General features: G+C 71.7%; 13 protein-coding genes. 2 read left to right on the top strand and 11 right to left on the bottom strand.

Going from position 1 to position 11883, the window contains the following annotated elements:
• Positions 1–34: 34 nt before the first annotated feature.
• The 7 genes from ACFWY9_RS17295 to ACFWY9_RS17325 are packed head-to-tail and all read right to left on the bottom strand — an operon-like array spanning position 35 to position 5245.
• Positions 35–904 (bottom strand): NUDIX domain-containing protein, encoded by an 870-nt coding sequence (locus tag ACFWY9_RS17295; RefSeq protein WP_378339248.1) that lies wholly within the window; start codon positions 902–904, stop codon positions 35–37.
• 4 nt (positions 905–908) lie between these two features.
• Positions 909–1868, bottom strand: coding sequence for an ROK family protein (locus tag ACFWY9_RS17300; RefSeq protein ID WP_378331090.1), 960 nt, complete (start codon positions 1866–1868; stop codon positions 909–911).
• Between the two features lie 18 nt (positions 1869–1886).
• The gene (locus tag ACFWY9_RS17305) at positions 1887–2381 is read right to left on the bottom strand and encodes a hypothetical protein (protein WP_378331058.1); all 495 of its coding nucleotides are present in this window, start codon (positions 2379–2381) and stop codon (positions 1887–1889) included.
• Positions 2378–3535 carry an ArsA family ATPase gene (locus ACFWY9_RS17310; protein WP_378339249.1) on the bottom strand — a complete coding sequence of 386 codons (1158 nt, stop codon included), beginning with the start codon at positions 3533–3535 and terminating at the stop codon, positions 2378–2380. The genes ACFWY9_RS17305 and ACFWY9_RS17310 overlap by 4 nt, the downstream gene beginning before the upstream one ends.
• Positions 3536–3563: 28 nt before the next feature.
• Complete coding sequence (locus ACFWY9_RS17315; RefSeq protein ID WP_378331802.1) at positions 3564–4001, bottom strand: SRPBCC family protein; 438 nt, start codon at positions 3999–4001, stop codon at positions 3564–3566.
• A 27-nt stretch (positions 4002–4028) separates the two neighbouring features.
• Complete coding sequence (locus ACFWY9_RS17320; RefSeq protein ID WP_378339250.1) at positions 4029–4826, bottom strand: metallophosphoesterase; 798 nt, start codon at positions 4824–4826, stop codon at positions 4029–4031.
• A gap of 8 nt (positions 4827–4834) precedes the next feature.
• On the bottom strand, positions 4835–5245 hold the full coding sequence (locus ACFWY9_RS17325; RefSeq protein ID WP_378331800.1) for a polyketide cyclase / dehydrase and lipid transport: 411 nt from the start codon (positions 5243–5245) through the stop codon (positions 4835–4837).
• Between the two features lie 128 nt (positions 5246–5373).
• Here ACFWY9_RS17325 and ACFWY9_RS17330 point away from each other — a divergent pair, with 128 nt between their 5' ends.
• Complete coding sequence (locus tag ACFWY9_RS17330; RefSeq protein ID WP_378331799.1) at positions 5374–7170, top strand: AMP-dependent synthetase/ligase; 1797 nt, start codon at positions 5374–5376, stop codon at positions 7168–7170.
• 79 nt (positions 7171–7249) lie between these two features.
• On the opposite strand, the gene ACFWY9_RS17335 is transcribed toward ACFWY9_RS17330, so the two are convergent.
• The 4 genes from ACFWY9_RS17335 to ACFWY9_RS17350 form a co-directional block, all read right to left on the bottom strand.
• The gene (locus ACFWY9_RS17335; protein WP_378326385.1) at positions 7250–7621 is read right to left on the bottom strand and encodes a YbjQ family protein; all 372 of its coding nucleotides are present in this window, start codon (positions 7619–7621) and stop codon (positions 7250–7252) included.
• A gap of 40 nt (positions 7622–7661) precedes the next feature.
• On the bottom strand, positions 7662–8807 hold the full coding sequence (locus ACFWY9_RS17340; RefSeq protein WP_378339251.1) for an FAD-dependent oxidoreductase: 1146 nt from the start codon (positions 8805–8807) through the stop codon (positions 7662–7664).
• Positions 8808–8896: 89 nt separating this feature from the next.
• A complete protein-coding gene (locus ACFWY9_RS17345; protein ID WP_378339252.1) occupies positions 8897–9865 on the bottom strand; it encodes a ferritin-like domain-containing protein in 969 nt (322 codons plus the stop codon).
• 93 nt (positions 9866–9958) lie between these two features.
• Positions 9959–11203 carry an aminotransferase class I/II-fold pyridoxal phosphate-dependent enzyme gene (locus ACFWY9_RS17350; protein ID WP_378326388.1) on the bottom strand — a complete coding sequence of 415 codons (1245 nt, stop codon included), beginning with the start codon at positions 11201–11203 and terminating at the stop codon, positions 9959–9961.
• Between the two features lie 73 nt (positions 11204–11276).
• On the opposite strand from ACFWY9_RS17350, the gene ACFWY9_RS17355 reads away from it, so the two are divergent.
• Positions 11277–11774: a hypothetical protein gene (locus ACFWY9_RS17355; RefSeq protein WP_378326515.1), complete on the top strand. Its 498-nt coding sequence runs from the start codon at positions 11277–11279 to the stop codon at positions 11772–11774.
• The last annotated feature ends 109 nt before the right edge of the window (positions 11775–11883 follow it).

The raw sequence follows: 11883 nt of genomic DNA on the forward strand, positions 1-11883 counted from the left end.
CGAACTCGCGTGATTGGGGGCGTAGCTCGCGTGATCAGGGGCGTAGCTCGGCGAGGAGGGTGGCGGGGCCGAGGGTGGTGGCGCCGAGGGAGGTGACGCGGGACTTGAGGTCCCGGTCGGCGGTGGCGACTACGACGTGGTTGCCGGGGTGGGCGCGGAGTTCGCGGGTGAGGGCGACGATGGCGGAGTCGCCGTCGGTTTCGGCGTCGACGACCTCGACGCCGGGGATCGGTTCGACGCCGCGGGCCTTGCCCTCCACGACGAGGAGCACGCGGGGCCACCAGGTCCAGTCCTGCCCGGCCCCGCCGCCCACGACGGTGTCCGGAAGGCCGGTCTCGGTCAGCGACGCGAGTTCGTCGCGCAGCCGGACGGCGGCGCCGAACCGGTCGCGCCACCAGCCGTCCGGCCGGGAACCGACGACGTTCGCGCCGTCGACGACGAGCACCAGCGTCCGGTCCAGCTGAGTGCGCAAACCCGGCCACGCCGCGGCGAAGTCGCGGTGCAGCCGGAACCCGGCGACGTCGTCCGGGCGGACCCAGCGCAGTTCGGCGCTCTCGGAATTCGCCACCCGCTCCTCGATCGTCCCGGTCACCGAAGCGACCACCGTGGTGTAGCGCCAATCCCCGTGTTCCAGCACCGACGCCGACAACGCGCGAACCGTGCCGGGCGCCACCGCGGCCTCCTCGTGCGCCTCGCGGACGGCCGCCTCGCGCGGGGTCTCCCCCGCTTCCAGCGCGCCGCCGGGCAGCGCCCACGTTCGCCCGTGATGCACCCACCACGCCCGGCGCTGCAGCAGCACCCCGCGCCCGGGATCCGACAGCAGCAGCCCCGCCGCGCCGTGCCTGCCCCAGTGCAGCCTGCCGCACGAACAGCGGACGAACACGTTCGCGGGGAGGGTAGTCATCCTCCTACCGTGACACACCGACCTGCGAATCGTCAGCCTTCGCGACGTCCATCGCCAGCGCGGCCGCGCCGACGATCGCGGTGTCGTCGCCCAGGTGCGCGGTCCGGATCCGGGCCAGCGGCCGGTACTTGGCGCCGGTGATCGCGCCCGCGTAGTGCTCGCGGGCCTCGTCGAGGAAGAGCGGCGCGGATTCCGACACCCCGCCACCGATGACGATGATCTCCGGATCGAACACGTCCGCCACCAGCGCGAGTCCCTCGCCGAGCCATTTCGCCAGCTCCGCCATGGCCCGCTGGGCGATCGGGTCGCCGTCGCGGGCGGCGCCCGCCACCCGCCTGCCGGTGATCGAGCCGGGGTCCCCGGCGACCTCGCGGGCCAGCACGGTCGAGCGGCCCGGATACCGCGCCAGCAGCTCCACCGCGGTCGCCGCCAGCGCCGTCCCGCTGCAGTACCGCTCCCAGCAGCCGTACTTCCCGCACGGACAGGCCCGGCCGCCCGGCACCACGGTGAGATGACCGAGTTCGGGGGCGACGCCGTACGCGCCGCGGTAGATCTTCCCGTCGAGCAGCAGCCCGGCACCGATCCCGGTGCCGAGCGCCACCAGCGCGGCCACCTGGGCGCCCCGCGCGGCACCGAACCGGTGTTCGCCGACCACCGCGGAGTTCACGTCGTGCTCCAGCGTCACCGGCAGGCCGACGCGCTTTTCGATACGTTCGGCGACCGGCGCGTCCCGCCAGGCCAGATGCGGCGCGAACATGACCGTGCGGCGGTCCCGCGCGACGAACCCGGCGACGGCCAGCCCCACCCCGGCCACCTCGTGCCGGTTGCGGAGCGTTTCGACGACCCCGGCGATGGCGTCCTCCAGGGGACCTTCCTCGCTCGGCGTCGCCACCCGCGTGGTGTCCAGCATCGAGCCACGCTCGTCCACGACACCGGCCCGGACGCTCGTCCCGCCGACGTCCACCCCGATCGTCCGCACCGCTCAGTACTCCCGCTCCGCCTGCCAGTTGTCCCGCTTGCGGACCGTGATGCGCTGCACCCTCGGCGAGGCCGGGGCCCCGGCGGGCTCCGGCTCGCGCCGCGCGGGGTGGAACCCCGGCATGTGCACGCCGTCCTCCGGCTCCCACCGGTCCGCGAGCACCGCCCGCAGCAGGGCCACCAGCTGGGCGGCCTGTTCGAGCAGCCGCGCGACGAACTGTGTCGATGCGCTCTCGGCGGGAAAAAGCACCTCGAGCGCGGGTCGTTCACCGCGCAGAACGGCGACGATCGCACACAGTGGACACCAGCCGCATCCCGGGGTGTCTTCCCCGTGCTGCTCAGGCCCCTGCGCGCTGTCCTCTTCGGACATTCCGTGCCCGGCCTTGACGATGCCCTCCAGCCACGGCGCGGCGTGCTCGGCCACCAGCTCGACCAGCAGCCGGATCTCCTCGGCCAGCCGCAGCCCCTCGGCGCCGCCCGGGTTGTCCTGTTCGCTCACCCGTGCTCCCGATTCCCGGCGGCCAGGCTCACGACCAGGCCGTCCGCGTCGGATTCCGCGCCGGTGATCCGGCACGGCCGCAACGTCTCCGGCAGGGCGATGAGCCTGCGAAAGCCGTCCACGGTGATCGCCAGGTCGTCGTCGACGCGGGCGAGATCGACTTCGGCGTCCCGCCGCAGCGGGATCGCGACGCGCAGCCGGTAGCCGTCGCCGTCCTCGACGACCTTCAGCAGCGGCGTGACCGTCTTTCCGTTGCCGGACAAGGGATCGAAGCCGTCGTACAGCTCCTGCGCGATCTCCAGCAACGCCGGCAGCCCGACCGGTTCGGCCGCCCGATGCTCGACCGTGGTGACCAGATCGGGCCCGAACCCGGCCTCGGCGAGTTCGGCGAGCACGGCGTTCTGCTGGGTGCGCCGGGTGCGGGCCCAGTTCGCCGCCGAACCCCGCCAGAACCCGGGCGCGGGCATGAGCCGGTTCGCGATCAGCCCGTCGACGGCGATGCCGCGCAGCGCGAGCGAGCTGAGCGTGCGCCGGGCTTCGGCGACGACGACGCGTTCCGGCGTCAGCACGAGACGGACGGTGGTGACGGCCGGGTCGGTGAGCAGCGCCCGCAACGACTCCAGATGCGTGCCGAGCTTGCGCACCGCCGCGGCGACCCGCGTGCGACGCCCCTTGGTCTGCCAGCCGAACACCCGGGTGAGATACCCCGAAACGGCCTCCGGCAACGCGAGCAGCCGCAACGTCTCGGCGGTCGGGCCGCAGTCGACGACGACGGTGTCCCACGGGCCGCGTTCGGCCAGCCGCCGCACCTCGGTGAGCGCGAGCAGTTCGTCGACGCCGGGCAGCACGGTCAGCTCTTCGGCGTCGAGCGTGTCCAGCCCCGCTCCCGCCAGCAGGGAGCGCAGCTCGTCACGCAGTTCGTGCCAGGTGTTGTCGACGAGCGTGCGGGAATCGATCTGCACCGCCGACAAGAGACTGTCCACTTCGGACGGTTCGGCGCCGAGGACACGGCCGAAGGCGTCGCCGAGGGAATGCGCGGGATCGGTGGAGACCACGAGCGTCTTCCCGCCGCGCGCGGCCAGCGCCGCGGCGGTGGCCGCGGCGAGCGTCGTCTTCCCGACACCCCCCTTGCCGGTGAACAGCAGGATCCGCATGACTGCCCTTCGGTGGTCGCCGGTGTGTTCAGCCCTCGGCCCGGCGCTTGAGCTCCTTGAGCGCGGTGTCCATGACCATCTTCTCGGCCTTGCGGCGCAGCAGCCCGATCATCGGGAGCACCAGCTCGACCGCCAGTGTGTAGGTGACCTTGGTCCGGCCGGCGCCGAGCGGCTCCAGCGCGTACCGGCCGTTCTGCGCCTTCTGCATCTGGCCGCGCACGAGGTGCCAGCTGACGCCCAGCCCGTCGGCGTCCCAGTCGTACTCGAGGGTGTAGACGTCCTTGATCGGGCCCGCGTCCAGGGTGAGTTTGACCTGCTTGGCGCGGCCGCCCTCGTCCTCGGCCAGCACCTCGGTTTCGCGCACCGCCTTGGCCCACTCCGGGTACGCGGGGAAGTCGGCGATCACCGCCATCACCCGCGCGGGCTCGGCGTCGACCTCGATGGACTGTGTGGACTGCTCCGCCATGGCTGGAAGCGTAGCCGGGCCGGTACGTCACCAGCGCAGCACGTAGGGCTGCCCGGTCTCCTTGAAGTGACCGACGTTACGGCATTCGGTGTGCCCGGCCCTGGCCCGCGGCGCCAGGGGCTGGTGGACGTGGCCGAACACCGACCAGCGGGGGCGGTCCTCCCGGATGACGTCCAGCAGTGCCGCGGAGCCCAGCTCGGCCCGCCGAGCGACGACGTCGTAGACCAGCTCCGGCACCGCGGGCGGCACGTGTGTGCAGAGGACGTCGATCCGGCCCGCCTCGCGCATCGCAGCGACCGCGGCGTCGAACTCCTCGCGGGTGCGCAGGTGGGGCCGCCAGAAGCCGTTGCGGCGGGGCACGACACCGTCGGGCAGCAGCGCGCCGCCGACGAAGCCGAGCCGCAACCCGCCCAGCTCGACGCTCTCGCCGTCGAGCACCTGGATCCCGGCACCGGCGAACTCGGGCCACAGCGCCGGGGTGTCCACGTTCCCCGGCGTGGCGTAGGTGGGCGCGGTCATGGCGGCGAACAGCGTCTCGTACTGGGCGCGGACCGCCTCGTCCACCGCCGCGGCGGGATCGGCGAGATCCGCCCACAGGGTGCGGGAGAAGGCGACGGTCTCCTCGCGGGTGCCCTCCCGGCGCAGCCGGGCGAACTGGCCGACCTTCTCGGCGCCGAACAGGGCGCCCATGATGCCCTTGTCGTGCTCGCGGTAGTCGACGAAGTCGAGCAGATCGCCGAGCACGATCAGCGCGTCGGCGCCGTCCCCCGCGCGCTTGAGCGCGTCGGCGTTGCCGTGCACATCGGACACGACGTGAACCCGCATCACTTCCCCTAACCCGCCTGTGGCGGGACGCCGGGCTCGCGCCCGTCCTCCAGGATCTCCTTGAGCCCGAGCGCGATGGCCTTGGCCGCGCGGGCCCGCCGATCGAACTCGCGCCGCAGCTCCCGCGGTGCCAGTTCCCTCGGCGTCCCGTCCGGACCGGCCGGGGTGGCGCGGAGGAAGTAGTGCAGCAGGGTGCCGTCGAGCACGGGTTCGGTCCAGACCTCCATGGTACCGACGAGCGCGCCGCGGACCGTCCAGCGCAGGCCCTGCTCGCCGCGGTCGGTGTAGACCTCGAGCACGAGGTCGGGCCAGTACCGGGTCCAGGAGCGGGGGTCGGCGAAGGCCGCGGCGACCGTGCTCGGAGGGACCACGATGAAGGTCTCGTCGACGAGATCTAGGGCTGGTGACGCCTGGTTCACGGTCCGCAGAATGTCATGCCGTCACACTGCGGGGTCGGTCAGCATGGTCTTACAGTCCACCTCACGCTAAGTTGACTGGCGGGTAACCCGCGGCGCCGCTGCCGCATGCGTTGAACACGGAGGTCCACGTGCGCGAATACAGCGCCCCCGCCGGCAAGCCGGTGCACGACGACGAGAACCTTGCCGACGTCGTGTGGGCGAACGCCGAACGGTTCTCCGACGTCGTGAGCTTCCGCCGCCAGGTCGACGGGACCTGGCTGGACGTGACGGCCAAGGACTTCGCCGCCGAGGTACTGGCCGTGGCCAAGGGACTGGCGAGCGCCGGGATCGGCCCCGGCGACCGGGTCGGGCTCATGTCGAAGACCCGCTACGAATGGACGCTGATCGACTTCGCCATCTGGGCGGCGGGCGCGGTCACCGTGCCCATCTACGACACCTCTTCGGCCGAGCAGGTGCACTGGATCCTGTCGGATTCGGCGGCGAAGGGCGTGTTCGTCGAGACCGCCGAGCACGCCGCGACGCTGGGCGAGGTGCGGGACCGGCTGGGTGATCTCGCCCACGTCTGGCAGATCGAAGGCGACTCCCCTGCCACCGGGGAACTGGCCGCCGCGGGCGCCGAACTGTCCGACGAGGACCTGCACGGGCGCCGCCGGTCGGTGAAGGCCGACGATCTGGCCACCATCGTCTACACCTCGGGCACCACCGGGCGGCCCAAGGGCGTCGAGCTGACCCACCGGAACCTGCTCGCGGAGATCCGCGCGGACATCGAGGCGTTCCCGCAGCTGATGGAGCAGGGCAACTCGCTGCTGTGCTTCCTGCCGCTCGCGCACGTGCTCGCCCGCGCGATCGCGGTGACGGCGCTGACCGCGCGGGTCACCCTCGGCCACACCCCCGACGTCAAGAACCTGGTCCCGGACCTGGGCACGTTCCGGCCGACGTTCGTGGTCGCGGTGCCGCGCGTGTTCGAGAAGGTCTACAACGGCGCCAAGCAGAAAGCGCATGCCGAGGGCAAGGGCAAGATCTTCGACGCCGCCGAGGCCACCGCGGTCGCCTACAGCGAGGCGAAGGACAACGGCGGCGCCGGGCTCGGGCTCACGCTCAAGCACCTGCTGTTCGACAAGCTCGTCTACGCCAAGCTGCGCGCGGCGCTGGGCGGCCGGTGCGTGGCGGCGGTGTCCGGCGGCGCCCCGCTCGGCGCGCGGCTGGCGCACTTCTTCCGCGGCATCGGCGTCCCGGTGTTCGAGGGCTACGGCCTGACCGAGACGTCCGCGGCGGCGAACGTGAACACCGAGAGCGCCTTCCGGGTCGGCACGGTCGGCAAGCCGGTGGCCGGGACGTCGGTGCGCATCGCCGACGACGGCGAGGTGCTGCTCTCCGGCGACGTCGTGTTCAAGGCGTACTACAACAACCCGACGGCGACCGCGGAGGCGCTCACCGACGGCTGGTTCCACACCGGCGACCTCGGCGAACTGGACGCGGACGGGTTCCTGAAGATCACCGGGCGCAAGAAGGAGATCATCGTCACCGCGGGCGGCAAGAACGTCGCCCCGTCCGGGCTCGAGGACACGCTCAAGGCGTCCCCGCTGGTGAGCCAGGCGATGGTGGTCGGCGACCAGCGGCCGTTCATCGGCGCGCTGGTGACCATCGACGAGGAGTACTTCCCGTCGTGGAAGTCCCAGCACGGCAAGCCCGCCGGGGCGACCGTGGCCGAACTGGCCGACGACGCCGAGCTGCGCGCCGAGATCCAGTCCGCTGTGGACGAAGCGAACAAGGCGGTCTCGCACGCCGAGTCGATCAAGAAGTTCACCATCCTGGCAAACGACTTCACCGAGGCGGGCGGCGAGATCACGCCGAGCCTCAAGCTCAAGCGCAACATCGTCTCGAAGAACTACGCGGGCGACATCGAGGCGCTGTACAAGAAGTAGCCGGACGTGCCGTTAAGGCCACCTTACGGGCGTCGGACGCCCGTAAGGTGGCCTTAACGGCATTTGAGTCCTTTGTGGACTACTGGGGCTGGGGCGCGTCGTTTTCGGGGACGACGTAGACGGCGGTGCCGTAGGCCGCGATCTCGCTGGCGGTCTGGGCGATCTCGTTGCAGTCGAAGCGGAGCGCGAGGACCGCGTTCGCACCATATGACATGGCCTCCTCCGACAGCCGGTGCAGCGCCTCGTTCCGGGAATCCGCCAGCAGTTTCGACAGGCCCTTGAGCTCACCGCCCGCCATCGCCTTGAAGCCCGCCCCGATGTTCGAGAACACGTTACGGCTGCGCACGGTGAGGCCGAAAACCTCGCCGTAGACACGAGTCACCCGATAACCGGGCAAATCGTTCATGGTCGACAGGAGGACCGGGAACTGCTGCGGATCGGGTCGCGTCATGGCCGGATCGTAGCGGCCACCGGCGAGGACCGGCCAGATTTCAGCGGCGGCGCGTCCCCGCCCGATACGCCGCGACGCGCTCGGCGTCGTGGGTCAGCGCCGCGGCCACCAGCTTCTCCATGGGTTCGCGGCGTTCCTTTTCGTAAGCGGCGAAGGCGGACAGCGCGTCCGGCCGGGTGCGCAGGCATTCGCCGAGCGTGACGGCGTCCTCGATCGCCATCGACGCGCCCGCGGCCGCCGCCGGGGAAAAGGCGTGGACCGCGTCGCCCACCAGGACCATCCGCGGCGTCGACCAGTGCGGCACCGAGGGAAGGTCGTACGCGTGATCGCCGAACACCTCGTCCCCGCTCGCCGCGATGATTTCGGCCGGGGGCAAGGATTCTCCGGGGAAATCGGAGGCAGCGGGGGCATATCCTGGCGAAGCCTGCTCCCGCTGCCGACCGGGTGCGGGTGTCCCGCGAAATACCGACAGAGCCAGCTCACGCCATCCGGCGGGCGTCGTCGCGGCGATCTCGTCGCGGCTCCGTTCGGTATCGGGGACGCGGGCGAACCAGGACGTCACCCCGTCCGGGCCGGTGGTGCAGCCGAACGCGGCGGACCGGCCCTGGACCATCCGGTAGATCCCGGGCGCGGCCGCGACGTCGCGGGCGTAGCCGTACACCACGCTGATCCCGGTGTAGCGCGGTTCGGGGACCGCCGGGTCGATCAGCCGCCGCACCAGCGAACGCAGGCCGTCCGCGCCGACGAGGATGTCGCCGCTTGCCGACGTGCCGTCCGCGAACCGCGCGGTCACGCCGTCGGGGCCGGTCTCCGCACCGAGAAGCCTTTTGCCGTGACAGACCGGAATTCCGCGCCCGACCGCCTCTTCCTGCAGCACGCGATAGAGCGCGGCGCGGGTGATGGTCCTCGGCCCCGCACCGTCCTCATAGGACCGATTCGCCGCGATCGTGCCGTCGGACGCGACGAGTTCGAGACCGGCGGAAGCGACCGACGCGCCGGCGACCGGGCCGTCCGCACCGATCTTCCGCAGCGCCGCCATACCGTTGGCCATGAGCACCAGGAACGCGCCCGCGTCCGCGCCGCCGCCGCGATGCGCCTCGAAGACGGCCGGCTCGTGCCCGGCCAGTTTCACCGCCATCGCCGTGGCCGTGCCCGCGACCCCGCCGCCCGCGATCAGCACCCGCACCCGTGCCCCTTCCCCGCCACGGCGGCCCGGCGTGCCGCCGTCACCGACCGTACCGGTACCCGGCGGCACGCGAAGGGACCGCGTGGAGGTCAGGAGGCCGCGCCGGAAGCGTTGATGTCGCCGTTGACGCCCGCCGGGTAGAAACCGCCGGAGGTCACCTTGTCCTTGTTCAGGTAGGCGATGTTGAGCACCCGGTCGGCGCTGCGGCCGAAGGCGATGCCGTTGCCGTCGGCGGGCACCAGGTTCGCCCGGCCGCCCGCCAGCACGCCCTGGTCGTCGTCGCCCTTGCCGTCGAGGCCGTCGCGCGCGTCGGACAGTTTGTTCGTGACCTCGCCGAGGCCCCGCTCGAACAGCTGCGAGCGGACGATCCCGGCGTGGTAGGCCTCGACGGCGAGCATGCCCGCGGCGGCGTCGAGGAACGTCTTGTTGGTGATGAGCGGGGCCGCGCCCTTGTAGGCGGTGACGCCGACGTCCTCGAAGAGGAACGCGGCCAGCAGGAAGTTGTTCTCGCTGGCGAACGGATCGAACGTCTGGCCCTGCTTGATCAGCCCGGACGCCTGTGCCGCCGCGGTGAAGCTGTTCTGGAAGTCGATCTGTGGCTGCGCGACCGCCTGGTTGCCCAGTGCCTGGCGCAGGAAGTTGACGTGCGCGATCTCGTCGCCCGCGATCTCCTGGGCGATCTGGCGGACGGCCTGGCTCTTGAACTGCACCGCGTGCCCGCCTGCCACCCCGCCCAGCTTCCCGACTCCGCCGGTCAGCTGGACGGGCAGGCCGTACCCGGAGACCGCGAACGAGTACAGGTTGGCTTCCAGATACTCCAGGTTCAGGGCGAAGTTCAGGACGGCGGCGTCACTCGCGGCACCGTCGGCGCCCTTGGCGGCGGCCTGCTCGGCCGCGGACGGCGCACCCGCCGAAGCCACCGACAGGGTGCTGCCGAGGTACCCGGCTCCGACGAGCCCGAGCCCCGCCGCTCCCGCGGTCCTGAGGAAGCGGCGGCGATCGGTGGCGTTCTCCGCGCTGCGGGAGACCAGATGCCGCACGTAGCGTTTTCCGAACACGGGAAGTCCTCTCTGGCTGCTCACCCACCCGCAGGGGCTTCGGAGCAGGCACGCGAGAGGTTCGGTCCCGTGTCCGGAAAAGTTCGGCTCCGCTCAGCTCTTCTGCGCGGCGGCGAGGCGGACGCAGACCGCGACGCCGCGGAGTGCCTCTTCGACCTCGGCCAGTTCGGGGAACGTCGGCGCGATCCGGATGGTCGCGTCGGCGGGGTCGTCGCCGTGCGGGTGGGTGGCCCCGGCGGGGGTCAGCGCGATCCCGGCCTCCTTGGCCAGCCGCACGACCTCCTTCGCGGTCCCCTCGGGCACGGTCAGCGTGACGAAGTACCCGCCGAGCGGCTTGGTCCACGACGCCAGCCCGGTGCCGCCGAGCTCCTCGGTGAAGATGCGGTCCACCGCGGCGAACTTCGGCCCGATGATCTCCGCGTGCTTGCGCATGAGCGCGCGGACGCCGTCGGCGTCACGCAGGTACATCGCGTGCCGGAGCTGGTTGACCTTGTCCGGGCCGATGGTCCGCTTGCCGACCAGCGCCGTCCACCAGTCGATGTTGGCCTGCGACGCGCCGAAGAACCCGACGCCGGAGCCGGCGAGAGTGATCTTCGAGGTGGATCCGAACACGAACACGCGGTCGGCGTTGCCCGCTTCGGTGGCCAGCGCCAGGATGTCGGCCAGCTCGGGCTCGGCGTCGGTCAGGTGGTGCACCGCGTAGGCGTTGTCCCAGAAGATCCGGAAGTCCGGCGCCGCGGTGGTCATCGTGGCCAGCCTGCGGACCGTGTCGTCACTGAAGGTGATGCCGGTCGGGTTGCTGTACTTCGGCACGCACCAGATGCCCTTGATGCCGGCGTCCTCGGCGACGAGCCGCTCGACGACGTCCATGTCGGGGCCGGACTCGGTCATCGGGACCTGGATCAGCTCGATGCCGAACCGCGCCGAAAGGTTGAAGTGGCGGTCGTAGCCGGGAACCGGGCAGAGGAAGGCGATCCGGGGCTCGTCGGCCCAGCGGCGCTCGGCACCGGGAAGCTTGCTGAGCAGCGCGTGCACGGTGGCGTCGTGCATCAGCTCGAGGCTGGAGTTGCCCGCGGCCAGCAGCTGCTCGACCGGGACCCCGAGTGCGGGGGCGAAGATGCGCCGGAGCTCGGCCAGGCCCTTGAGCCCGCCGTAGTTGCGAACGTCGGTGCCGTCTTCGGCGGTGTGGGCGCCATTCGGGAGCGAAAGCAGCTCGGCCGAGAGGTCCAGCTGCCGGGGGGACGGCTTGCCGCGGGTGATGTCGAGGCGGAGACCTCGCTCGACCAGCGCCGCGTAATCCCGGCGGGCGCTGTCGGCGTCGACAGAAGCAGTGGTCATGGGGTAACGCTAACCCCGCGCGCCCGGCCGCCGTCGGCTGGTCCGTTTTCGGGTCGTTACGCTGCGTCCCGTGATGTTCGTCGTGCACGCCGACTACCGGCAGTTCTCCTTGCGGGACAAGGCTTCCCACCAGTCATGGCTGCGTACGCACCCGCGGCGGGACGTCTGGACCGACGAGGCGGTCACCCGGCACCGGATCGGAGCCGAACCTCATTCGCTTTCGATCGGCACCGCCCGGTCGGATCTCGTCGAAGTGATCGTGAACGTGGGTGACACGCCTCCCGCGGTGCTCGCCGACGCGGATCACGTGGTGGAAGCCGATCTCGACGTGCCGTCCGGGGAGCTGTCCCTGTTCGGCCCGGCGGACTATCCGGGCCAGCAGCGGCACCTGCCGGTGGCACCGGGCCGGTACCGCGTGCGGGTGTCCTACCTGCAGGCCGGGCCGCCGGACGCGGAGTGGAACGACTTCGAGTACGGCGACCATCTGCGGTACGTGCTCGATCTCTGGCCGGTGCCCGCGGCGTCGGATCTCGTGGTGCTGAAACAGGGCGGGGATCTCTGGGACGGCTGACACGCCGGAAATGCCGGCGGGGGGGGGGGGGGGGCCCCCCCCCCCCGCCCCCCCCCCCCCCCCCCACCCCCCCCCCCCCCCCCCCCCCCACCCGCACACCCCCCAACAC

This window comes from Amycolatopsis sp. NPDC059027, from assembly GCF_042739735.1.
GTDB lineage: Bacteria > Actinomycetota > Actinomycetes > Mycobacteriales > Pseudonocardiaceae > Amycolatopsis.